Source organism: Arthrobacter sp. TmtSoilC48 (assembly GCF_059739425.1).
Window position 1 is genome coordinate 4,234,010 of the sequence record NZ_AP046049.1, and the last position, 23,513, is coordinate 4,257,522.

General features: G+C 62.4%; 23 protein-coding genes and 2 riboswitches. Of the genes, 10 read left to right on the top strand and 13 right to left on the bottom strand.

Translation table 11 applies throughout. The features are described from left to right. Positions 1-271: 271 nt before the first annotated feature. The 4 genes from AC6I97_RS19480 to AC6I97_RS19495 all read right to left on the bottom strand — a co-directional run bounded on the left by AC6I97_RS19480 (position 272) and on the right by AC6I97_RS19495 (position 4,126). A complete protein-coding gene (locus AC6I97_RS19480; protein ID WP_224093696.1) occupies positions 272-1,024 on the bottom strand; it encodes an NlpC/P60 family protein in 753 nt (250 codons plus the stop codon). 98 nt (positions 1,025-1,122) lie between these two features. Further along, on the bottom strand, positions 1,123-1,851 hold the full coding sequence (locus tag AC6I97_RS19485; protein ID WP_263422282.1) for a C40 family peptidase: 729 nt from the start codon (positions 1,849-1,851) through the stop codon (positions 1,123-1,125). A gap of 4 nt (positions 1,852-1,855) precedes the next feature. Then, a riboswitch (cyclic di-AMP (ydaO/yuaA leader) is annotated at positions 1,856-2,019 on the bottom strand. A 145-nt stretch (positions 2,020-2,164) separates the two neighbouring features. Further along, positions 2,165-2,995: a M23 family metallopeptidase gene (locus AC6I97_RS19490; RefSeq protein WP_224093692.1), complete on the bottom strand. Its 831-nt coding sequence runs from the start codon at positions 2,993-2,995 to the stop codon at positions 2,165-2,167. A gap of 6 nt (positions 2,996-3,001) precedes the next feature. Then, positions 3,002-3,231, bottom strand: a riboswitch (cyclic di-AMP (ydaO/yuaA leader). A 199-nt stretch (positions 3,232-3,430) separates the two neighbouring features. Continuing rightward, complete coding sequence (locus AC6I97_RS19495) at positions 3,431-4,126, bottom strand: iron-dependent transcriptional repressor DtxR (protein WP_497946171.1); 696 nt, start codon at positions 4,124-4,126, stop codon at positions 3,431-3,433. 304 nt (positions 4,127-4,430) lie between these two features. Between AC6I97_RS19495 and serC the strand changes: the two genes are divergently transcribed. After that, positions 4,431-5,561, top strand: coding sequence for a phosphoserine transaminase (gene serC / locus AC6I97_RS19500; protein WP_497946173.1), 1,131 nt, complete (start codon positions 4,431-4,433; stop codon positions 5,559-5,561). 82 nt (positions 5,562-5,643) lie between these two features. On the opposite strand, the gene AC6I97_RS19505 is transcribed toward serC, so the two are convergent. Further along, complete coding sequence (locus tag AC6I97_RS19505) at positions 5,644-6,282, bottom strand: DUF3027 domain-containing protein (RefSeq protein ID WP_224166560.1); 639 nt, start codon at positions 6,280-6,282, stop codon at positions 5,644-5,646. An 8-nt stretch (positions 6,283-6,290) separates the two neighbouring features. Continuing rightward, positions 6,291-6,674 carry a cold-shock protein gene (locus AC6I97_RS19510; protein ID WP_216926040.1) on the bottom strand — a complete coding sequence of 128 codons (384 nt, stop codon included), beginning with the start codon at positions 6,672-6,674 and terminating at the stop codon, positions 6,291-6,293. Between the two features lie 233 nt (positions 6,675-6,907). Here AC6I97_RS19510 and AC6I97_RS19515 point away from each other — a divergent pair, with 233 nt between their 5' ends. From AC6I97_RS19515 to AC6I97_RS19535, 5 genes are all read left to right on the top strand, one after another. Further along, entirely contained in the window at positions 6,908-7,123 is a 216-nt protein-coding gene (locus AC6I97_RS19515; protein WP_224093684.1) for a hypothetical protein, read from the top strand. An 87-nt stretch (positions 7,124-7,210) separates the two neighbouring features. Further along, positions 7,211-9,682: a helicase-associated domain-containing protein gene (locus AC6I97_RS19520; RefSeq protein WP_497946177.1), complete on the top strand. Its 2,472-nt coding sequence runs from the start codon at positions 7,211-7,213 to the stop codon at positions 9,680-9,682. A gap of 10 nt (positions 9,683-9,692) precedes the next feature. Next, positions 9,693-11,351, top strand: coding sequence for a DNA repair helicase XPB (locus tag AC6I97_RS19525; protein WP_224093677.1), 1,659 nt, complete (start codon positions 9,693-9,695; stop codon positions 11,349-11,351). A gap of 186 nt (positions 11,352-11,537) precedes the next feature. Continuing rightward, complete coding sequence (locus AC6I97_RS19530; RefSeq protein WP_224166558.1) at positions 11,538-12,011, top strand: hypothetical protein; 474 nt, start codon at positions 11,538-11,540, stop codon at positions 12,009-12,011. A 12-nt stretch (positions 12,012-12,023) separates the two neighbouring features. Beyond that, a complete protein-coding gene (locus AC6I97_RS19535; RefSeq protein WP_497946184.1) occupies positions 12,024-14,135 on the top strand; it encodes a multicopper oxidase family protein in 2,112 nt (703 codons plus the stop codon). Between the two features lie 23 nt (positions 14,136-14,158). Here AC6I97_RS19535 and AC6I97_RS19540 read toward each other — a convergent pair whose 3' ends face one another. Further along, positions 14,159-14,383, bottom strand: coding sequence for a hypothetical protein (locus tag AC6I97_RS19540; protein ID WP_224093669.1), 225 nt, complete (start codon positions 14,381-14,383; stop codon positions 14,159-14,161). An 83-nt stretch (positions 14,384-14,466) separates the two neighbouring features. Beyond that, positions 14,467-15,372 carry a LysR family transcriptional regulator ArgP gene (locus AC6I97_RS19545; protein ID WP_497946188.1) on the bottom strand — a complete coding sequence of 302 codons (906 nt, stop codon included), beginning with the start codon at positions 15,370-15,372 and terminating at the stop codon, positions 14,467-14,469. 68 nt (positions 15,373-15,440) lie between these two features. Here AC6I97_RS19545 and AC6I97_RS19550 point away from each other — a divergent pair, with 68 nt between their 5' ends. The 4 genes from AC6I97_RS19550 to AC6I97_RS19565 all read left to right on the top strand — a co-directional run bounded on the left by AC6I97_RS19550 (position 15,441) and on the right by AC6I97_RS19565 (position 18,763). Further along, a complete protein-coding gene (locus AC6I97_RS19550) occupies positions 15,441-16,076 on the top strand; it encodes a LysE/ArgO family amino acid transporter (protein WP_224093663.1) in 636 nt (211 codons plus the stop codon). A 67-nt stretch (positions 16,077-16,143) separates the two neighbouring features. Further along, positions 16,144-16,854, top strand: coding sequence for a response regulator transcription factor (locus AC6I97_RS19555; protein ID WP_026543233.1), 711 nt, complete (start codon positions 16,144-16,146; stop codon positions 16,852-16,854). 2 nt (positions 16,855-16,856) lie between these two features. Next, positions 16,857-18,302: a sensor histidine kinase gene (locus AC6I97_RS19560; RefSeq protein ID WP_497946191.1), complete on the top strand. Its 1,446-nt coding sequence runs from the start codon at positions 16,857-16,859 to the stop codon at positions 18,300-18,302. 170 nt (positions 18,303-18,472) lie between these two features. Next, positions 18,473-18,763, top strand: a complete 291-nt coding sequence (locus AC6I97_RS19565) for a WXG100 family type VII secretion target (RefSeq protein ID WP_224093660.1) — start codon at positions 18,473-18,475, stop codon at positions 18,761-18,763. Positions 18,764-18,920: 157 nt separating this feature from the next. Here the strand turns inward: AC6I97_RS19565 and AC6I97_RS19570 are convergent, their stop codons facing one another. The 5 genes from AC6I97_RS19570 to AC6I97_RS19590 form a co-directional block, all read right to left on the bottom strand. Continuing rightward, positions 18,921-19,964, bottom strand: a complete 1,044-nt coding sequence (locus AC6I97_RS19570; protein ID WP_497946197.1) for an RNase H family protein — start codon at positions 19,962-19,964, stop codon at positions 18,921-18,923. A gap of 197 nt (positions 19,965-20,161) precedes the next feature. Further along, a complete protein-coding gene (groL, locus tag AC6I97_RS19575; protein ID WP_224093650.1) occupies positions 20,162-21,787 on the bottom strand; it encodes a chaperonin GroEL in 1,626 nt (541 codons plus the stop codon). Between the two features lie 313 nt (positions 21,788-22,100). Then, positions 22,101-22,304, bottom strand: coding sequence for a cold-shock protein (locus AC6I97_RS19580; RefSeq protein WP_216926027.1), 204 nt, complete (start codon positions 22,302-22,304; stop codon positions 22,101-22,103). Between the two features lie 189 nt (positions 22,305-22,493). Then, positions 22,494-23,114, bottom strand: a complete 621-nt coding sequence (locus tag AC6I97_RS19585) for a LytR C-terminal domain-containing protein (protein ID WP_224093649.1) — start codon at positions 23,112-23,114, stop codon at positions 22,494-22,496. A gap of 48 nt (positions 23,115-23,162) precedes the next feature. Continuing rightward, a complete protein-coding gene (locus AC6I97_RS19590; protein ID WP_396133470.1) occupies positions 23,163-23,498 on the bottom strand; it encodes a DUF3263 domain-containing protein in 336 nt (111 codons plus the stop codon). Positions 23,499-23,513 lie beyond the last annotated feature (15 nt).

A 23,513-nucleotide genomic window follows, 5' to 3' on the forward strand; every position in this document is an offset into this window, starting at 1 on the left:
CTTGTACGGGCTGTGGATCGACAACACAAGGGTAAGCACTTGTATGCCGTATCAACGAATTTTTCTGTCGTTTCGGCTGTGGTGTTGGCGAAAATTCATGCGCGGGACACCTTGCAGAGGACGCGCACATTCCCTGAGGCCACGGAATCGGACTTGCGCCCCCCCGGATTTGGGTGTCGGCAGCCCGCTTCTCTGGCTGCCACGAAAACCGGTGATTAAAGCAGAACACCCCGCCGACCTGAGCCTGCGGGGTGTTCCGTGAAGTAAGTGATCAGCCGTTGACGCGGATGAAAACGGGGCCGGAGCCAACGTTCACGCTGAACAGTGCCGTGGTGGATCCGTTCCATCCACCGTGGACTGCCATGCCGTTGCCGACGTAAACAGCGATGTGTGCCATTCCGCCATAGCCGCCGTTGGCGTAGTAAGCGAGATCGCCAGGCTGGGCTTCAGCTGCACTGACCGTGCGGCCGAGGGAGAGGTAGCCGGCCGGCCAGTCGTGGAAGTGAATACCGACCGCGGCCAGCGAGTTGGTCACCAGCATGGTGCAGTCCTGTGTGACGCCGAGCTGTGCGTAGGCCGCTGCAGCGATAGCTGCACCGAGGCCGCTGGATGCAGCGGGCGCCTTGGCTGCGGACGCGTCAGCGTTGACCGCCAAAGTTGCGGTGCCACCGGCAGCCGGAGCTTCCTTGGCGGTCGCCTTCTGGACGACGGGAGCCGGGGCTTCCTCAGTCTTGACCACAGGGCGCTCATAGGAGATGGCAACGCTGGAATCAGCAGCAATGGTGGCCTGGGCAACCGACTGCACGTCAAGGGTGGAAGCAGACGTAGATTCCCGCTGAACGTTGGTGTCCGCAGCATTGGCAGCAACTCCGCTGGTCAGGACAAGGCCCGACGCAGCTGCGATCACTGCTGCCTGACGGCCAACGCCACCGGCGTTGTCGCTGACAGCCTTGGCAATGACGGCAAGTGAGCTGGTCTTGGGGGCCTCAGCTCTATGCCGTGCAACCTTGTTTGCACTGGTCATGATTACTCTCTTTTCGTAGCCGCGCACGCTGGGACCGCACGCGGGTTATGGGCTGCCAGCACTTGGGGGGCATGCTGGCTTACCCCGAATGGGATTTCCTAGCGGAGGGTGTAGAACGAGGATGTGCCGGTGGAGGCCACGGAGTGCAGGAGCGTGCCCTGGCTGGGGTTCAAAGCGCTGATCATCATGCCGTTGCCGACGTAGATGCCCACGTGGGCTCCGCCGTTCTGAACGACGAGGTCGCCAGGGGCAGGGGTGCTGGTGGGGGTCATGATCGTCCAGGCATTGACGCGGGGGATGCTGATGCCGGCCTGGGCGTAAACCCACTGGGTAAATCCGGAGCAGTCCCAGCCGTTGGGGGAAGTGCCGCCCCAAACGTAGGGGTGGCCGATGCCGGTGTAGGCAATTGCTGCAAGTCCGGAGGCTGCCGCGCTTGAAGCAGCATCCTTGGCCTTGGAGGACAGGGCACCGAGGGTGCTGTTCGCTTGGTCTTCGGTCGACGTGCGCTGGGAGGCCCGCTGAACCTTGGGAGCTTCCTTGGTGACCACAACGGGGCTTTCGAAGGAAACCGTTGCGGTGGGCTCCGCGGTAACAACTGCGGTGGCGACCAACTGCTGGGTGCTGGAAGATTCCGACTTCGAAACGTCGGTGTCAGCGGCCTGGGCCGGGAGTCCAACACTGAGAACGAGCCCCGAGGCTGCGGCCAGAACGGCGGCTTGGCGGCCTACGGTGCCTGCATTGGTTGAGACAGCCTTGGAAAGGGTGTTCAACGGGTTCGTGCGAACCAATTCGGCGCGATGGCGCGCAGGGGTAGTGCGTGATGACACGAAGGTAGCCTCTCCCAATGCCTGCGAGGTGAGCTGTCGGATTCGGATGGGAGTCATCCGGCCGCGCGGCTTCAAGGAAGCTTCTGCGACTTAACCCCAAGGTCTTCTGACTCGAAGACCAAAATTGGTTCCCCCGCCCCTGCCAGACGATTTTTGCGAACGGACCTCGAGTGGTGGCAGAGCTAGGCAATCCACTCAAGTGCACCGGCCCCCTAAAAAGCCGATGCGCTTTAGACGGTACAACAGATGTTCGTGAATGTCACATTCAGGTCACGGGGCGTGTCATGGATGCGAGAGACAACCATCAAATTGCTCAGAGCCAGCCCATGGGATCTACGACTTCGCCGTTTACCTGGACCTCGAAGTGGAGGTGGCAGCCGGTAGATGCTCCTGTGGTGCCACTCAGCGCGACGGTATCGCCGCGGCTGACAGTCTGCCCCACCTTGACGTTGAAGGACGACAGGTGGTTGTACGTGGTCTCAAGGCCGTTGCCGTGATCAATCACAACGCGATTGCCTCCGCCGTACTCATGCCACCCGGCGAACGTGACCTTGCCTGCAGCGGCGGCGTGGACGGCGGTTCCGCACTGGGCCACGAAGTCCTGGCCACGGTGGAAGTCACCGGTGCCGCCGGTAAGGGGGCTGACGCGGTAGCCAAACGGCGATGCCGTGACCAGCTTGTCCAGAGGACTTCCCAAGGTGCCAAGTGAGGAAGCACGCTGAATGCTCCCCGCTGACTGGGCGCTCAACAGCTGCTTGAGCTTGCCGTCCGGGTCAGCGGCGGTGGCCACTGCGGCACGACTGAAATCGATTTTGGCAGAGGCTGCTGCAGAAACTTCGGGCTGGCTGCCACCGGGCACGGAGAGCGCCGCCTCGGTCTGGCCCGATTCCGACGTGGCCATGACGGGGCTTGTGGCAGGCAGACCTACAGTCAGGGCAAGTCCGGTGGCTGCAAGCGCGACACCGGCCTTCTGCCCTACACCACTGGCTGACGCGAAGTCGGCTACCTGGCGCAACGGGCTCTTACGGCGGCGCACCTGACGCGGGGTGTCGCGTGGCCGGATCTCCATTGCGGCGCGGGCTGGCCGCAGCTCAGCAGTGGGGCCGGACGCACGGCGACGGCCCCTGACGTTCTGCGATGTCAAACTCTGTTCCTCTCTGGAAAGCCTGCGAAGTTAGCTGTCGGATTCGGGTCAGAGAGTTCAAAGACCCGGTCCGCACGAAGCGCAAACGGCACACAGGTATCCCCGGAAGGACTTGCGTTAGTAGGCACTTCTGCTGCGGACTTCACCCCAAGGCTGCTTCTTTAGGCAGCCGCTTGTGGTTCCCCCGCCTCTGCCAGTAGTTGATGACACACCTGATCTGCTGGCAGAGCTCGGCTCCAGATCAGGTAACGCTTTGGTATCGGCGCTAGTAGATAACTATAGGTGATTAAAGCCCGCAGTAATAAATTCGTTATCTTTCCAAAACGACCGTGTTGCGGGTGCTCCATATCATCAGTCGCGGAAAGCCGCAGGTCATACGCGCGCCAACCACCACAAAGTGAGATCCGACACTCCCGTGGTCAGGGCAAGTCAGAGTCAGCTGACGGCGACGAAGACGTGCGCAGCGACCTCGGGAGGCAGCTCCAGTGCTCCTTCAATGCCCGGAACGCGGACGGAGATGTACTCCCCCACCCGTTCCAAGGAGACGGTTGCGCCAGGACGAATTCCGCCTTCATCGAGCTGGGTGAGGAGCTCGGGCTCAACCTGGATGGGTTCAGCAAGCCGGCTGACCACTACACGCGAATCGGCAGCGTACCCGTCCATCGCATGCAGCAGGTTCACGTCCAGGCGGGAAAGAGGCTGGTTGGCGAGGCCGCCAAGGGCTTCCAAGCCCGGAATAGGGTTGCCATATGGTGACTCTGTGGGGTGCTGCAACAACTCATAGAGCCGCCGTTCCACCCGTTCGCTCATGACGTGTTCCCAGCGACATGCTTCGTCATGAACGTACGCCCAGTCCAGACCAATGACGTCCGCCAGGAGCCTCTCGGCAAGGCGGTGCTTCCGCATGACCTCGGTGGCCCGCTTGCGCCCGACTTCGGTCAGCTCCAGGTGGCGGTCGTTGGACACAATCACCAGGCCGTCACGCTCCATGCGTCCAATGGTCTGGGAAACCGTGGGACCCGAGTGCCGCAGACGCTCCGCGATGCGTGCGCGAAGAGCCACGATGTTCTCTTCTTCAAGCTCCAAAATGGTCCGAAGATACATCTCAGTGGTATCGATCAGATCCGTCATCCAGCTCAGCTCTCCTCGAACGCATTTCTTGCGTAATCTCCACCGTACCGCGTCCCAGCCAAGGTGGACGGTGTGCAACCGACACCTCCGGAACGTCAATCCAAGCCTAGCTTATTTGGAATTACTCTGGATAATTTTTCCCTGGGTCGAAATGCCTGTGGTGATCCGGCATTCCACGTGGCGGACTATGACACCCGCAGATTCCTGACGCTGGGTCCGGTCAGGCAGAATGAGGGAGTCGAAGGGGCAGCCGATGCCACCTGCCCACCTCCCCCTCTCTAACCGATACCCATTGGAGCCACACGTGAGCGACAACAGCATCACTATTCCCGCCGACCTGCTGCCCAAGGACGGACGATTCGGCGCGGGACCGTCCAAGGTCCGCCCGGAACAGGTCCAGGCCCTGTCTGCCGCATCGACCACCATTCTTGGCACGTCCCACCGTCAGGCGCCGGTCAAGAACCTGGTGGGTTCGGTCCGCGAAGGACTCAGCCAGTTCTTCCGTGCACCCGAGGGCTACGAGGTTGTCCTCGGCGTCGGCGGTTCCACTGCTTTCTGGGATGTAGCAGCTTTTGGGCTCGTTGAGAAAAAGGCCCAGCACCTTTCCTTCGGTGAATTCGGTTCCAAGTTTGCCGCGGCCACCAACAAAGCCCCCTTCCTGGATGCATCCTCCATCATCACGTCCGAGCCCGGCACGCGGCCGGTCTCCCAGGCGGAGGCCGGGGTTGACGTCTATGCCTGGCCCCAGAACGAGACTTCAACCGGTGTTGCAGCCCCTGTAAAGCGCGTCGAAGGCGCCGATGACGGTTCGCTCGTCCTGGTGGACGCCACTTCAGCCGCCGGCGGGCTGGACGTCGACGTCGCCGAATCGGATGTCTACTACTTCGCCCCGCAGAAGAACTTCGCCTCTGACGGTGGCCTGTGGCTGGGCCTGTTCTCCCCGGCAGCGTTGGAGCGCGCGGCCCGGATCAAGGCCAGCGACCGCTGGATTCCGGACTTCCTGGACCTGCAGACCGCTATCGACAACTCCAAACTGAACCAGACGTACAACACACCTTCACTGTCCACGCTGGTGACTTTGGATGCGCAGGTGCAGTGGCTCAACAGCAATGGTGGACTGGACTTCGCCAGCAAGCGCACGGCAGACTCTGCCAGCCGCATTTACTCCTGGGCCGAGGCGTCCGAGTACGCAACACCGTTCGTCGCGAAGGCTGAGGACCGCTCCAACGTCATCGCCACGATCGACTTCGATGACTCCATCGACGCCGCGGCAATCGCCAAGATCCTGCGGGCCAACGGCGTCGTGGACACCGAGCCGTACCGCAAGCTTGGACGAAACCAGCTTCGCATTGCCACGTTCGTCGCTATCGAACCGGACGACATCTCGGCCCTGCTCGCCAGCATCGACTACGTCGTGGGCGAACTCAAGAAATAAACTGAAGAAGTAACTGTCGCGGAATTCCGCGCAAGGCAGGAAACGGCGTCGTCAGGGTTCTTCCCGGACGGCGCCGCTGCCGTTAATCGCCCAGGCGGGCGACGTCGTCGTCATCGTCGTCGTTATCCACCGCGTCAGGATCGGCGGCTTCGGCGGCAGCGTCTTCCTCGGCCTGCACGGCTTCCTCGGACACTTCCTCCACCGTCTCCTCCACCAAGGGTGTCTCGTCTTCCGGGCGGACACGCTTTGCCCACGGGACCCATTCCGGGGCAAGGATGGAATCCTCGGAGGGCAGGAGCCCCAGCTCGCTGACTGTGACGATCTTCGACCGGGAATTGCGCGTGATCACGGCATACCACTGCCACCCGCCGTATCCGGCAAGCTTGGACTCGAACAAGTGCGTGACCACGCGGTCGCCCTCGGACTTTGCGCCTACGTGGGCACCTACCTCGCCCGGGTTCGCGATAGTCTCCACCGCTTCCCGCGCGACGTCGACGGCGGCGGCCAGGAACGCATCCGGCTTGCCAGTGCGCCACACCGGGATGCCTGCCCGCGGCTTCGCTGCGACCGGCTTCCGCGCAGGGGTGTCGCTGTTTTCAGGGGCTTGCCCGTTGACAGGATTCCCCCCGGTGACAGGGACGTCGGCGGCAGAAGTGACGGCCCCAGGGCTGGCCTGTGCGTCCCTTCCGGCCTGTGTGTCCTGTGCGGATTCCGAAGTCATGGCGGTTCCTAGGCTTCCAGCTCGTCGGCAACCTTGCGCAGAGCCATACCGATGGCCTTGGCCTTGTTGCCTTCGGGGTACTTGCCGGAAGACAAAGTACCGGACAGGTTATCCAGCACGGTCACGAGGTCCTGCACCAACGGCGCCAGGTCTTTGGCGTTCATCCGCTTGGCCTTGGCGATGGAGGGCGTCTTGTCCAGGACCCGAAGGCCCAATGCCTGGGCACCGCGACGGCCATCTGCCACGCCAAATTCCACACGCGTACCGGCTTTGAGCTCGGTTACGCCTGCGGGCAGTGACGTCTTGGGCAGGAATACCTCCTGGCCGTCCTCAGCCGCGAGGAATCCGAAGCCTTTTTCCTTGTCATACCACTTGACCTTGCCGGTGGGCACGTAATCAACCTTCTTCGTTCTTGCTGTGGAGACACGTCGTGCCGCCACCGCATCCGCAGGGATTTGCGGGATCGAGGGAGACAGCACGGTCCGTGTTGGTCTGTTACTTCAAGGTTATCCTGCCGGACCACCTATTCATGCTTTGCCGCCGCTTTGCGGCGCCTTTGCTTCACGCTTGCGGTGCCTTTGCCCATGGGCCTGGTCCGTGTGGCCCTGCTGCTAGCGTTAGGCGCATGACTTCCCCGGGTTACCGCCGCCCCCTCATGATCGTTGCCGCCATGATCGCCGTCCTGTCCTTGGCCGCAGTGGGCGCGGTCATGGCCATCGCCTTTAACAGTGGAGTTGCGCCGGTGTGGATCACGTCCACCGCCCTCTATGGGCTGCCGGTTGCCTTCATGCTTGCAGTGGTCCTGGTGTTGGACGCCATCCGTCAACGGCGCCGGCAGTAGCGAATGAAGCACCGTCAATAGCAAATCAACCGGGGCAGCTTTGCCCTGGCCACGCACGAGCGGCCCGGTGGCGGTAACGTTGGATTGATGTCCCTCATTCGCGCGCTCAGCAAGGAACTGGAAGCGCGCAGCGACAATTCGCTGCGGGCCTTGTTTGCCGCGCGACCCGACCTGATTTCTCCCATGGCCCCGGACTTCGCTGCCTTGGCAGCCCGGGCAAGTGCGCGGGTCAGCGTGCAACGGGCGTTGGAGCGGCTGACGAAGCCCGAAATGCAGGTTTTGGAAACGCTTCATCTGTGCACGAATGCCGATACCGGGCACAGTGTTTCCGCTGCCGGGCTCAAGAAGGTCATTGCTGGTTCCACGCTGTCTGCACTGGAACCGATTCTCGCAAAGCTTCAGGAGTTGGCGCTTATCCACCGGGCCGATCCTCCTGCGGCAGCAAACTCACAACCGAGTTCCCGGCAACGGTTCTACCTTCCAGTTGGAAGCCTGAAGGACGTGATCGGCATCTATCCGGCCGGCCTGGGCCGAAGCTACACAGAGCTGGTCAGGTTGCAGCCGGCTTTCGCCCAACGCGTGGTCCAGCTCGTAGCCGAGCTCCATCAGTGCGGCCTGGACATCCACCCCGCCAGCACGCCAATGGACGCAGCCTTGTCCCTGCAACGCTGGACGTCAAGTGCAGAGAATGTGCGCGCCATTCTGGCCACTGCGCCCGAAAGGACCGTCGGCTTACTGGACAAGTTCGGCAGTTGGGCCATGGGCGCGGTCCCCCAAGCTCAACGCCGGGCCTCCGTAACCCACGAAAGCGCCGACGTCGGGCCTGTTGACTGGCTGCTGGCCCGCGGCCTGTTGGTTCCATTGGACGCCGGCCACGTCGAATTGCCGCACAGTGTCGGCATAGCACTGCGCGGTGGTGCGATCATTGACGACTTCACCCTGACCCCTCCGGTTCCGGAACTGGGCCACACGAGTGCTGCCCTCCGACGCAACGCCGCGATGGGCGCCATCGCCGAGACACTACGGCTCACCAGCGAGGTGCTGTTCGCGGTTCGTGAGCAGCCATTGGCAACCCTCCGGAGCGGCGGCGTAGGCGTGCGTGAGCTGCGGCGACTTGCAGAATCCATCCGGTGCGGCGTCCACGAAACTGCCCTCCTGCTGGAGTTCTGCGCACTGGCCGGCCTTCTGCGGCTGGACGTTGACAGTTCCACGTGGATCCAGCCGCCGTCGTTGGAATGGCTTTCCCTGCCGCGACAGGAACAGTGGCTCTGGCTGGTGAACGCCTGGTTGGCCAGCGAGCGGGCACCTTCGATGGTGGGCCAGCCCCTCCCGGGGTCGACGTCCGGTTCGCCATCCCATCCAGGTTCCGCCGGCAGCACCATCAATGCATTGTCCGCCGAGGCTCAAAGGCCCGACGCTCCAGTGGTCCGGCGCAGGATCCTGGAGATCCTCAATGAACTGACCGCTGAGGCGGCCGCTCCGGATGGCAAAGCACCTGTCCTTGACGCGCGCGCGGTGCTGCAACGCGCGGAATGGACGCAGCCCCGCATGTCCCGCCGGTTCAGCTCCCTGGTGAGGGGGATCCTGGAAGAAGCCACTTTGTTGGGCTTGATGGGCTCCGGGGCCTTCACACAGTTGGGGTCTGCCATCGCGCTCGGCCATCCGGAGGAGGCAATGACCCTCCTCGGTGAACACCTGCCAGCCGCGGTCAACCACATCCTCCTGCAGGCGGACCTCACTGCCGTGGCACCCGGTTATCTCGCGCCCGAACTCAGCGAAACGCTGCTGCTCATGGCCGACGCCGAGGGCCAGGGCCCCGCGTCAATCTACCGTTTTTCCACGGCAACCATCCGCAGGGCCCTCGACGCCGGCCAGGATGCGGAATCGCTGTTGACGTTCCTCCGGGAGCATTCAGCCACGGACGTACCGCAACCGCTCGAGTACCTGGTGCAGGACACAGCATCCCGACACGGACGTTTGCGAATCGGTTCCAGTGCCAGCTTCATCCAAAGCGACGACGAATCCGCCATCACTGACCTGTTGCAGGAGGCCCGCACGTCTGCACTGAGCCTGGTTCGGATCGCTCCGACCGTGCTGACGTCCTCTGCCAGCCCCAAGGAGACTGCACGTGTGCTGCGCGAGCTGGGACTTTCGCCTGCCGTCCAGGACGCGGAACCCGCCGTCGTCCGCTTTAAACGGACAGCGGCAGTGCCGGGCAGCGCGCGTCCGGTCTATACGGCACCGCGGACGGCCCCACCGGACGACGACGTCGAAGCCCAGCTTTCGGTCTTGCGGCAGCACCGTGGCGTCCCGGCTGATGCGACAGGCGAAGCTTCCACACAGCTCGGCCTGGAAACGCTGCAGAAGGCCATCCGCCTCAAACAGGCGGTCACCATGAACGTGGTGGACAGCCTGGGCAATGCGAACATCGAAACAGTGGTCCCTGTCTCCGTCTCCGGTGGCCGCGTGCGGGTCTTCGATCCCGGCAAGGAAACTGAGCGTGTACTGTCCATCCACCGGATCATCGATGTAGAACCAGCAGGAGAGCTGCACAAGTGAGGATGCAAGAGTGACCGACGGTCCACTGATCGTACAAAGCGACAAAACCATTCTGTTGGAAGTCGACCACGAGCTCGCCACGGAAGCCAGGCACGCCATTGCGGCATTTGCTGAACTGGAGCGCGCTCCCGAGCACATGCACAGCTACCGGCTGACGCCTCTTGGGCTGTGGAACGCCCGGGCCGCCGGACTCGACGCCGAGCAGGTGTTGGATACGCTGCTGAAGTACTCCCGCTTCCCGGTCCCGCATGCATTGTTGATCGATATCGAAGAGACCATGTCCCGCTATGGCAGGCTTCGCCTCGAAAAGGATCCACAGCATGGTTTGGTGATGCGCACTGACGACTACCCCGTACTGGAGGAAGTCATCCGCGCCAAGAAGATCTCCCCGCTCCTTGGGCCCAGGATCGATGGCGAGACTGTGGTGGTTCATTCCTCGCAGCGAGGCCAGCTCAAGCAGTTGCTCCTCAAGTTGGGATGGCCGGCCGAAGACCTTGCCGGATACGTCAACGGGCAGCCGCACCTGATCATGCTCGATGAAACAGGCTGGCAGTTGCGCCCTTACCAAAAGTTGGCCACGGAGAACTTCTGGGCCGGCGGCAGCGGCGTCGTCGTTCTTCCTTGTGGTGCGGGAAAGACCTTGGTGGGCGCGGCCGCCATGGCGACGTCCTCCACTACAACGCTGATCCTGGTCACCAACACGGTTTCGGCACGGCAGTGGAAGGACGAACTGCTCAAGCGGACGTCCTTGACCGAAGATGAGATCGGCGAATATTCGGGTGCGGTCAAGGAAGTCAGGCCCGTCACCATCGCCACCTACCAGGTACTCACTACCAAGCGCGGTGGACTTTACCCGCACCTTGAACTCGTGGACGGTCATGACTGGGGCCTGATCATCTATGACGAGGTGCACTTGTTGCCCGCCCCGATCTTCCGAATGACGGCGGACCTGCAGGCCCGGCGAAGGCTCGGACTGACGGCCACACTGGTGCGCGAGGATGGCAGGGAGGGTGAAGTCTTCAGCCTGATTGGGCCCAAGCGCTACGACGCTCCATGGAAGGACATCGAAGCGCAGGGCTACATCGCACCGGCGGATTGCGTTGAAGTCCGCGTCGATTTACCCCGCGACGAGCGGGTGGCCTACGCCATGGCCGATGACGCCGACAAATACCGGCTGTGCGCAACCTCCGAGACAAAGACCCGACTGGTGGAGCAGCTCGTGGCGGCGCACAAGGGCGAGCAACTGCTGGTCATCGGCCAGTACATAGACCAACTGGACGAGATCGCCGAGCGGCTGGATGCTCCGTTGATCAAGGGGGAAACCAGCGTCAAAGCCCGGCAGAAACTCTTTGATGCCTTCCGTAAAGGCGAGATCCAGACTCTCGTGGTGTCCAAAGTGGCCAACTTCTCCATCGACCTTCCGGAGGCTTCAGTCGCCATCCAGGTTTCGGGTTCATTCGGGTCCCGGCAGGAGGAGGCGCAACGACTGGGCCGCCTGCTCAGGCCAAAGCAAGACGGCCGTTCGGCCCGGTTCTACTCCCTTGTGGCCCGCGACACTTTGGACCAGGACTTCGCGGCCAAGCGCCAGCGGTTCCTCGCCGAACAGGGGTATGCCTACCGGATCATGGACGCCAAGGATGTGGGTAAAGACGCCCCCGCAGAGGAATAATCGCCGGGCCATTGCTATTTATCTCCAGCAATTTTAGGATTCCAAGTGAAGCTCTCCGCCCTTTAGGGTTGCCCTTGGTCCAGGCAGCCTGGCGGCCAGTCGTCGGTAACGGGGGAATCCCGCAGCCAGGGTGCCGGCGATTCGAAGGCCTTGAAGAATCTGTGATTTTTTACCAGAGGACTCCTTATGCGTAAAACCCTCCTGGTCCTGTCGGCGATCATCCTGCTATCAGGCCTTGCCCAGCTCTTTTTCGCCGGCTACTTCCATTTCCAAAACACTATTGAAGCCCAGCGCGAAGCGGGCGTTTATCACGTCATGAACGGCCAATATGTGCTGCGTTATTCGGCATTGCTGGCCGTGATCGTCGCGGCAATTGCCAAGGCCGGATCCCGGACCATCTGGCTGGCCGCCGGAATCTTCCTAATGACATGGGTGCAACTGTTTATCTTTATTATCGGCGGCATGCTCACTGGCTCGTCGGAGGATTTCATCACGCCCTCCGGCTCGTGGGTGGCTTCCATTCACCCCATCACGGGGCTGCTGATCATCTTCATGTCCTACTGGTTGTTCAGGCGTGCCCGCGCCCTTGCACTTAATCCCCAGCCCCTTCCACCCAAGGCAGCAGCCTCGGATGCTTCCGCCTCTTCCGCTACGGCGTGATGAGCGGCGGCTGTGAATATTTCACAGCTACTGGCCGTCGATTTGGTGCTGGCCATCCTCGCCGCCGGCGCCTGGATGGCCGCCGCCTGGATGGCCATTTCTTCAACAGCTGACAGGAGGCCAGTCAAGCCACGCGGTGTCGACTTGGCGCTTCTTCTGCTGGGCCTGGCCGTCGTTGCCACTGCGGCGCGCTATGCCTTGCTCCCCGCTTTGGTGGCGGGCAGTTGGTGGTTTGCCAGCGAACGCACAACCATCAGCCTGCCTTTGACCGCCATCCCCGCGGCTTGGGCCGCGATGGCCGGTGTTCCGTACTTGCTGAGGAGGCGGAACACCGGCCCACCACGTTCGGGCAAGCTACCCGGACGCGCTGGCCGAACCCAGGAATGGGCTGTCCTCGCCATGGTGTCCGCCGCGGCTTCGGCAATTGCTTCACTTGCGCTGACCTTTGTCCTCGGCCCATTTCCCGCCCCCTGGACGCTGGTGGTTCTCCTGTTCCTGGTTGCTGGGACCGTGATGCTGGCCAGGCACGCGCTGGTCCCTCACTTCCCGCGCCCGTCCGCTCCTGCCGCTCCGCCCGGCGGCACCGTTTCACCCGGCCGGGGCCGCATGGTTCGCAGGCGCAGGACGGCGGCTGCTGCAGTCGCCGGACTCATGGCCTGCACCGCTTTGGGCTCGGGAGTCTTTGCCTGGTTGGGTAGCCGTTCCGCTGATGGCGCGGTGATTGCAGCCGCAATCGGTCATCACCGAGGTGTCACCACTGCACCAGTGGTGGCCCCAACTCCGGTAACCAGCCTGGTGGGCGACCTCCCTGACAATGCCGTGGTCCGGCGCTACGAACTCACTGCCCGCACCGAACACATAACCCTGCCCTCCGGGGAGTCTACTGATGCATGGACCTTTGGCAGCCTCCCGGGCCCTGGCATCGAAGCCCAACTGGGCGAGGTCATGGAAGTTGAGCTGAGGAACCAGGACGTGGGCGCTGGCGTAACTCTGCACTGGCACGGCTACGACGTCCCCAACGCCATGGACGGCGTGGCCGGGGCAACACAGGACGCCGTCATGCCCGGGCAGTCCATGACCTACCGGTTCCTTGCGGCGCAGGCCGGCACGTATTGGTACCACACGCACCAAGATTCAGCCGAAGGTGTCCGCAAGGGCCTCTACGGCACATTCGTCGTGCACAGCCCCACACTGCCTCGCGCGGATACCGACATTGTGGTGGCAGGACACGACCTCGACGGTCTGGGGTTGCTGGGCTCCTCAGACCGTAGCAGTGTGCACGCGGCCGTCCCCGGCTCGAGCGTTCGCGTGCGCCTCATCAACACTGATTCCCTGCCGCAGCGCTACCTTCTGGATGGAACGGCGTTCAAGGTTGCAGCCGTGGACGGAACGGAGGTGAACCAGCCCCAGGAGGTCAAGGGGAAGCTATTGCGGCTGGGAGCCGGGGGAAGGATGGACGTCACGTTCACGATGCCCGAATCCGCGGTGACGGTCCGCTCTGACTCGGCAGCCAGCGCCGTCGTCGTGGTTGCTCCATCCAGCTCTGACGCCGCAATGAAAGAAGCCGACATCCCTGTGAAGGCGGTTGGCGTCCCTGAGAAGGCCGAGCCGGGCATCTTTGCGACGACGCCCGTCCTGGATCTCCTGGACTACGGTGAACCTATGGTCGGCACACCGGCACCCGCGGAAAATGTCCGGGAGGAAGTGCTGGTGTTGGATCGCCAGTTCCGCTTTGTTGACGGAATTCCGCGCTACGCGTTTACGGTGAACGGCGCAGCCTATCCCCTGGTGCCATCCATTGAAGTGGCCGAAGGGGACACCGTAAAAGTGACGATCGTCAACCGCACCGCGGAGCCGCACCCCATGCATCCCCACGGACACCACGTTCAAGTACTCAGCAGGAACGGCGTGGCCCCAAGTGGATCGCCGCTGATGCTTGACACCGTGGACGTGCTGCCGGGCGACGTATGGGAGCTGCTGCTGCACGCTGACAATCCGGGCATCTGGATGGATCACTGCCACAACCTGGACCATGCTGCAGAGGGAATGATGATGCTGCTGAAGTACGAAGGCGTGTCATCCGACTTCGTACACGGTGGCCATTCCCACAACCGGCCTGAATAGGACGGCTGGTGTAGCGTTCGTCCTCAGGCCACCATGCGGCTGGCATGCGGGATGGCAACGTGATCCACTACTGCCCAGCAGTCGGCGTCATGGAGCTGTGCGCTGGCGAAGCGCTCGGCCGATGCCAGGTCCGGAAATTCCTCGCGCCGAATGTGGCCCGAGTCTGTATCCAGGTACGTCACGTGGAACTCGACGTCCGCGGCTTTTTCATTGTGATGAATGCTGATGGGGGCTGCTTCTTTTGCCATGCTTCCAGTTTGGAATGGGGCACTGACATTTTTAGGAGCATCCGTGGGCGTGTTCAGATCTTAAGCCTTGGGGATGTCCCGGGCTAGGGCGTTCGAAGGTACTCGGCGGAGACTTCGCGCACTATGGAGCTGACGACGTCGAGCACTTTTGATGCCGTCTTCCAGCGCTGCCAGTAGAGCGGAACATCAAAGGGGCGCGCGGGAGCGAGTTCAATCAAGCGCCCGTCGGCAATGTCCGGCCCGCATTGAACCTCCGGAATCAATCCCCAGCCCAAGCCCAGGCGAATGGCATCGCCAAAGTCCTGTGAAGCCGGCACGTAGTGTCGCGGCCCCTTCTGTTGTGCCTTTGAAGCACCCGGCCACGATTCCACGAAAGCCCACTGATAGGTGTCCTTTCGGTCGAAATCCACGGCCGGTGCTGTATTGAGCCTGCCTCCGTCCACCCCGTCCGCAAACCAGCGGTCCACAAAGACCGGAGCTGCCACTGCCCGGTAACGCATGACTCCGAGGCTCTCCACCCGGCAGCCCTGCACCGGGTCCGGAGTGGCCGTGACCGCAGCCATGACGGTCCCCGAACGCAGCATCGAGGTGGAGTGTTGTTCGTCGTCGCGGTGCAGGTCAAAGGTGATGTTGAGATCGCTGGGCACACGGGCAAGTGCTTGCAGGAACCAGACCGCAAGCGAGTCCGCATTCACCACGATCGGCACAGCCAGCTGCGGACCGTCCGCGCCCAAACCCAACTCGACGCCTGCATCTGCCTCCAGCTGGCCTACTTGGCGGGCAAGGCGAAGCACCACTTCGCCCGCTTCCGTGGCCTGCGCGGGATTGCTCCGCTGGAGCAGGACCCTTCCGGACGATTGCTCAAGCGCCTTCAAGCGTTGGGACACGGCCGACGGCGTGATGTGCAGCCGGCGCGCTGCCGCATCCAGTGTGCCTTCCGAAAGTACGGTGGCGAACGTCAACAACTGCTCAGAAGGAAACTGTGGCATAAGAAGATCTTATGCGACGTGAAAAACATTAGCTGGTCTAAGTTTCGTTCGCCCCATAGTTTTCAAGGGTGACTTTCTCTGACTTCTTCAACTCGGCAGGCCTCGGCCTTGCGACCGGTCTTGGCCTCATCGTTGCTATCGGTGCCCAAAATGCCTTCGTGCTGCGACAAGGAATCCTTGGCAAACACGTAGGTGCGGTCGTCGCAGTATGCGCACTCTCAGACGCCCTTCTTATCGCCGCTGGCGTGCTTGGTACAGGCGCACTGATCGCGGCCGCTCCTGCCGCCGTCGTGATCTTGCGCTTTGTCGGCGCGGCATTCCTGGTGGCTTACGGGGTTCTTGCTGCGCGTCGCGCCCTTCGCCCACAGGCGCTCGATTCTTCCGATACGCCGTCCACCGGTGGCGACACCAAACGTGGCCTCGCCGCTGTACTCACCACCGTACTGGCGCTGACGTGGCTAAACCCGCATGTCTACCTGGACATCGCGCTTATTGGTTCGCTGGCCAGTGCCCAAGGCAGTTCTTTGCAATGGTGGTTCGGAGCCGGGGCGATGCTGGGAAGCGTCCTCTGGTTCTGCTCCCTGGGCTTCGGTGCCAGGTTCCTGCGCGGCTTCTTCGCGCGGCCCAAGTCCTGGCGGATCCTGGACGGCGGGATCGCTGTGACCATGGGAGCCCTCGGCGCAGGACTCGCCCTCGGAGTCTAAGCGGCGCGCAGTCTTCTCACATCAAGCATCCAGATAACTCACAGAAACTGGGAGCATCATGGGTGTCATGAAAAAGAACGGCCCCGAAGCCAAGCTCCTTGTCGTCGACGACGAACCCAACATCCGCGAGCTTCTCTCCACGTCCCTGCGGTTTGCAGGTTTCGAGGTCGTTGCCGCATCCAATGGGCGCGAAGCCCTGGCCGCCGCCGACCTCCACGCCCCCGACCTCGCGGTCCTGGACGTCATGCTGCCCGACATGGACGGCTTCACAGTGACGCGTCGGCTCCGTGCCGCAGGCAAACACTTCCCGGTCCTGTTCCTCACGGCGAAGGACGACACCGAGGACAAGGTAACGGGCCTGACTGTGGGCGGGGACGACTACGTCACCAAGCCCTTCAGCCTTGACGAAGTAGTGGCCCGCATCCGCGCCGTACTGCGCCGGACCCAGCCCCTTGAGGATGACGACGCCGTGATCCGCGTGGACGATCTCGAACTCGACGACGACGCCCACGAGGTCCGGCGCGGCGGCACGGTCATTGAGCTGTCCCCCACCGAGTTCAAGCTCCTGCGCTACCTCATGCTGAACCCCAACCGCGTTCTCTCCAAGGCACAGATCCTGGACCACGTTTGGGAATACGACTTCAATGGCGACGCCTCGATCGTTGAGTCGTACATCTCCTACCTGCGCCGCAAGGTGGACATCGACCCCGATGCCGCAGCCCTCATCCAGACCAAGCGCGGAGTGGGCTACGTGCTGCGAACGGCAGAGAAGCGCTGACCTTGCTGCAACGCTGGAAAGCGGCGTCCCTGAGGTCGCAGCTCGTCGCCATCATCATGGGACTGCTCCTCCTCGCGCTGGCCGCGACGGGCGCCGGCACGCTGACGCTCGTCAAGAGCTACCTGCAAGGCCAGGTTGATGACAAACTCAAGGCCGCCGTCGCACTGGCCCAGGACCAGCAGTCATTCGACAAGCTGTCCGAGCCGAACCCTGCCGTCCCCACGGACTACTCGCTGACCCTGTATGTTCCGGGGCTTTCGCCGTATCCCTTTGGCGGCATGCAAAGCGACCGTCCGGCGATCGCGAACATCACTCCTGCCGAGGCCAAAGCGCGCGGCAATGCCCCGTTCCAAGTGAGTGGCACCGCCGGCAGCAACTGGCGTGTCGTCGCCGTGGGCGTCGTGGCCAACGGGCAGAACGGCGTGGTCATTATCGGCCTGCCGTTGACGCCCGTGGACAAAGTCATGGAACACGCCGTACTGGTGGTGGTTGGTGTTGGCCTGCTGACCCTGGTTCTGGCGTTCTTCATCGCTACATGGACTGTGGCACGATCCTTCAGGCCCCTGGCCCGGGTGGAGAAGACAGCCGCAGCCATCGCCGCAGGCGACCTCTCACGACGCGTGGAAATCGACAACCCCCATACAGAGGTGGGCCGCCTCGGCGCTTCGCTGAACGCAATGTTGGCCCACATTGAGGCCTCCTTTGCGGCGCGCGCCGCTTCTGAAGCCCGGATGCGCCGCTTCGCTGCGGATGCTTCCCATGAGCTCCGGACACCCTTGGTCACCATTCGCGGTTTCTCTGAGCTTTACCGCCACGGCGCGCTGGCGACTCCCGAAGACGTCGCCACCGCCATGGGCAGAATCGAAAGCGAAGCCAAGAGGATGGGTTCCATGGTGGAAGACCTGCTCCTCCTGGCCCGGCTGGACGAGCAGCGGCCGTTGCAGCTCAAGCCTGTGGACCTTCAGTTGTTGGCGCACGACGCCGTGGTGGATACCAAGGCCTCATCCGGCAACCGGAACATCACGCTCATCGGTCTCGACGGATCGTCCCCCACCCCGGCCCCGGTCCACGGCGATGAGGCCAAGCTCCGGCAGGTAATCGGCAACCTGGTGGGCAACGCCCTGCGCTACACGCCAGACGGTACCCCCATAGAACTCGCCGTTGGTGTACGGAGCAGTCCTGAGGGCACGCTTTCGGTCATCGAAATACGGGATCACGGGGCCGGCATTCCGGAGGCTGAGACGAACAAGATCTTTGAACGCTTCTACCGTGCCGATACCTCCCGCACCCGCGAGACCGGCGGCAGTGGCCTTGGACTGGCCATTGTGGCCGCCATCGTTGGCTCGCATGGGGGCAGCGTCCGGGTGAAAGAGACCGGCGGCGGCGGCGCAACTTTGGTGGTCAGCCTCCCGTTCCGCGAGGAGCCCGCGGAGCTGATATCGCAGTAACGCGGGTGTCCCCCGCATTGGCATTACCTGTATGACGGCTCATCAACGGAGCGGTTATCCACATAGCGACGAATGATTGTTCCCCGCCCCCAAGCGGCTGCCTAGGCTCGATGTTGTGGCCACGCACACCGCCGCGAGCAGCGGAACATCATCGTCGAAAGGCATCACCCATGAGCGTCATTTCCGTCGACACAGAGCTCCTTCAGCTCAAGTCGTCCAACGTTAAAGCAACCGTTGACCGCATCAGCACGGACGTGCAAGCCATGAAACTAGGACTGGACGAGCTCCAAGCCACGTGGAAAGGCTCCGCGGCAACCAACTTCCAATCGCTTGTCCTTGAATGGTCCCTGACGCAAAACAAAGTCGAGGCTTCACTGGCTTCCATCAACATGGCTTTGGCGTCGGCAGCCGCAAGCTACCTCGAAGTGGAGCAGGGCAACACGCAGCGGTTCGCCTACTAAGGGCTCCACGATCAAGCTACATTCACGGTCCAGCTAGCTATAAGCTCCTGCGGGGCCGGCTGTCTTCCCCCTGTGCAGCCGCCCCGCAGGTCATTAAAGCCCGTTGCTTCCTGAGCTGTACTTCCTCTGCCGTGCTTCCTGTTTGCTTCCGGTTGGGTCAGTTTTCGGGGGTTCCCTGGTGGAATCGGAGCCGCCACTGGCCTCGGTCCAGGAGCCAAACGGAACTGCGGAGGGCCGAACCTGAGTGCGCGAAACTGCGGTAGTTCAGCAGGATCGTGTTCTCACTCAAGCGATCGGCGCTAAGAACTTCCAGTTCAATCGGTTCGCCGGGGTCCTCCTCGAGGGCGACCATCATGGCGTCCCGGGTCCAGAAGCGACCGGAGCTGCCAATCTCGGCAAAGTCGGGATGAAGCAATACTCCAATCCTGCCGATGTCAGTCCTCACATCGGGGCGCAGGAGTTCGCGCTCCAGGGCAACCACGACTTCCTCCGCGGGCAATTCCCGCGCGGACGCATCCTCGTCCAGTTCACTGAAAAGATCCGGCTGGCCGAAGATACCCGACTCCCCAAACAGGGTGGGTTCCGAGTGGGATTGGAATCCGCGCCCGGCTCTGGCCGGCGGAACTGGAGTGGTCGTGGGAACGGCCCCTACTGTGCGTACGGATCCGGCTGTAGGAACGGCCCCGGTGCCGGCGGCCGCTGCGGCAGGAACAGGTTCGGCCAAGACTTGGTGTGAGCCCGTAAACCCCGGTCCGATAGGAGCTGCCGTGCCCTGCTGGAAGGCGGTGGCTACGGCGCGTGCGCGCTCGTCTGCTGCCTCGTTGAGGTCATGTCCGGCGTGACCCTTGACCCATTCAAACGTGTATTTGCGCCCGACGATTGCTTGGTCGATGTCCTTGAGGAGGTCAACGTTCAGCACGGGCTTTCCGTCAGCCTTCCGCCAGCCCTTCCGCTTCCACCCGGGCATCCACTTGGTGATGCAGTTGATGACGTACTGGCTGTCGCAAAGGATCAGCAGTTCTTCCTGCGGTATGTGGGCCGTGGAACGGAACAGGTCCAGGACAGCCATGAGCTCGCCCATGTTGTTGGTGCCGTGTGGCCAACCTCCGGCGCGCCAACAGGAATCGTCAACGTACCAGGCCCAACCGGCCGGCCCGGGATTGCCGAGGGCAGAGCCATCGGCGGCAGCAATAATCGTCATGCCTTCAATCCTGCCAGACCGCACAGACACTGAAAGCGTGCTAGCGCCCAACTCAGTAGCAGCAGATGCCGTTTTGAACGCTGAAAAGGGCATCTGCTGCTACCTGCTTGGGCGCCGACGCAAACGACGGCGGCCCCCACCAAATGGTGAGGACCGCCGTCGTTTGCTCTAAAGCGTGACGCTACAGCTTAGGAGGCTTAGAAGCCGCCCATGCCGCCCATGTCGTCGCCACCGGCAGCCGGAGCGTTCTTCTCAGGCTTGTCGGCAACTACAGCCTCGGTGGTCAGGAACAGACCAGCGATGGAAGCAGCGTTCTGGAGAGCCGAGCGGGTGACCTTTACGGGGTCGTTGACGCCAGCAGCCAGCAGGTCTTCGTAGACACCCGTGGCAGCGTTCAGGCCGTGGCCGGAAGGCAGGCCGCGAACCTTGTCTGCAACAACGCCCGGCTCGAGGCCGGCGTTGAAGGCGATCTGCTTCAGCGGAGCATCGATGGCAACCTTGACGATGTTGGCACCGGTTGCTTCGTCACCCTGGAGGGTGAGGTTGGCGAATGCCTTGGCGCCAGCCTGGATGAGGGCAACGCCACCACCGGCAACGATGCCTTCTTCAACAGCAGCCTTGGCGTTGCGGACAGCGTCCTCAATGCGGTGCTTGCGTTCCTTGAGCTCAACCTCGGTTGCGGCACCGGCCTTGATGACTGCAACGCCGCCGGCCAGCTTGGCCAGGCGTTCCTGCAGCTTCTCGCGGTCGTAGTCGGAATCGGAGTTCTCGATCTCGGCGCGGATCTGGGCAACACGGCCTGCGATCTGGTCGGCGTCGCCGGCACCTTCAACGATGGTGGTCTCGTCCTTGGTAACGACAACCTTGCGGGCGGTACCGAGGAGATCGAGTCCAGCGTTCTCCAGCTTGAGGCCAACCTCTTCCGAGATGACCTGGCCACCGGTGAGGATGGCGATGTCGGCGAGCTGTGCCTTGCGGCGGTCACCGAAGCCCGGAGCCTTGACGGCAACAGACTTGAAGGTGCCACGAATCTTGTTGACGATCAGGGTGGCCAGGGCCTCGCCCTCGATGTCTTCAGCGATGATCAGCAGCGGCTTGTTGGACTGCATGACCTTCTCCAGGACCGTGACAAGTTCCTTCACGTTGGAGATCTTGGAGTTCACGATCAGGATGTACGGGTCTTCGAGGACCGTTTCCTGGCGCTCAGCGTCGGTGACGAAGTAAGCGGAGATGTAACCCTTGTCGAAGCGCATGCCTTCGGTGAGTTCGAGCTCCAGGCCGAAGGTGTTGGACTCTTCGACCGTGATGACGCCTTCCTTGCCCACCTTGTCCAGGGCCTCGGCAATGAGGCTGCCGATTTCCGGGTCGCCGGCGGAGATGGAAGCCGTAGCTGCGATCTCTTCCTTGGTCTCGATCTCCTTGGCGGAGGCGAGCAGCTCGGTGATGACGGCCTCGACGGCCTTCTCGATGCCGCGCTTCAGGGACAGGGGGTCGGCGCCGGCGGCAACGTTGCGCAGGCCTTCCTTGACCAGTGCCTGGGCGAGAACCGTAGCGGTGGTGGTACCGTCGCCAGCGACGTCATCCGTCTTCTTGGCAACTTCCTTGACCAGCTCAGCACCGATCTTCTCGTAAGGATCGTCCAGCTCGATCTCCTTGGCGATGGAAACACCATCGTTGGTGATCGTGGGGGCGCCCCACTTCTTTTCGAGGACGACGTTGCGTCCACGCGGGCCGAGGGTGACCTTGACGGCGTCGGCGAGGATGTTCAGGCCCCGCTCGAGGCCGCGGCGTGCCTCTTCATCAAATGCAATGATCTTGGCCATAACGGCGGTAGTCCTTTCGGGACAGTCGTTAAGAAGGAACCTGTCAGATAGGGTGCCCGCGACGGACGGTCCTTTGCTTGCGGCCTCTGTATGCCCCGCGCTCCGGACCTCACCCCACCAAGGTGTTTCTTGATCCTCCTGACGTTCCGGGAGCCATCTACTGCCGGCGTAAACCGGGCCGCAGTTAGCAGTCGAAGCGTAGGAGTGCTAAATCAATAATTAGCACTCGACCGGGGAGAGTGCAAGCAGAAGCGCCACTTTGCGCTATAAACAAAGGGGTTTCAGCCGTTAGCTGACGCGACGGCCGAGGGGACTATGCAACGCGGACACTTTCGGCCTGCGGACCCTTCTGACCTTCGCCTAATTCGAACTCCACCCGCTGGCCTTCCTCAAGAGCGCGGAAGCCTTCCATCTGAATCGCGGACCAGTGCACGAAGACGTCGTCGCCGGAGTCATCCACAGTGATGAATCCATACCCTTTTTCGGCATTGAACCATTTGACGGTTCCCAAAGCCATGATGCCCACACTTTCACAGTAGCCAAGACCGGTTGCCGGGATCTCCGGACCGGAATCAATCCACTGTAACCACAGTCACTCGCCGCGCGCTGCTGCGGAGGGGTCCACCATGACTTTTGTTATTGAGGCTTAACCGAGTTGCCACTTTCGAGGCTGGAACCCCGGGAAAATGCTCGAAGATCGGCGGAACTACTGGTAGCCAGGTCCCACAACAACAACCAGCGGCTGCTGGATTTCAGGAGATTCAACAACGGCGGAAATACCCAGGAGCTTGCCCAGCGCTTCTGCGTTCGCCTTCTGGCCGGGAACGTTGTAGAAGACCACGGAAGACTGTTGCGGCAGGCCTCCCCAGTTCCCCACAGTTCCCAGCGTCCAGCCATCGCCTTGGACCAGCCCTGCGACGCGGCTCGCAAGCCCGGCCGTCGCCGTGCCGTTGTAGACGGCAACTGCAACGGTTTTGTCCACCGGTGCAGCAGAAGGAGTTGCCGAGGCTTCGCCGGAAGGTGTGGTGCCCGGGCTCGGCTCACCGGAAGCGATGGGCGCGTTGCTTGATTCGGTAGGTGCAGCCGAAGGGGAAGTTTCACTCTGCTGGGGCGCCGGCGTCGAAACGCTTGCGGACGCACCGGGGGCAACCAGGCCAAGCCGCGGAAGTATAAGGAAAGCGACGAGTCCCAGCACCAGTGCGACGGCTCCGACGGTCAAGACCGGCCACAAATTGGGGCGGGCTGTCTCTTGGGCGTCACGGTGAACACCCTGCCGGGAGCTGTTCTGTGGGACCCGGTCGAATTCATCCTTGGCAAATTTGGTCATGGTGAAGCCTTGTCCTTGCTGGTTGCTGCTGACTATCAGCCGGGCGATTTACGCGTCGGACCCCAGGCGGCGCGCTGTCCGCGCACGTTGGCGCGACGTACGTAGTCTACGCAATCTCTTCACAAGCATGGGATCGTGGGCCAACGCATCTTCGGTATCGATAAGTGCGTTCAGGATCTGGTAGTAGTGGGTGGCGGAGAGATTGAAGAGCTCACGGATCGCCTGTTCCTTGGCGCCGGCGTACTTCCACCATTGCCGCTCCAAGGCCAACATTTGCTGATCACGGTCACTTAAAGGTGAGTCGCTGCGGGTCTCTGCCGCCAGGTCTTCAAGTGCCAAACCGGTAGACTGCGGCGCCATTGGTTCCGGTGCTGGTTCTGCCACGGCACACTCCTTGAC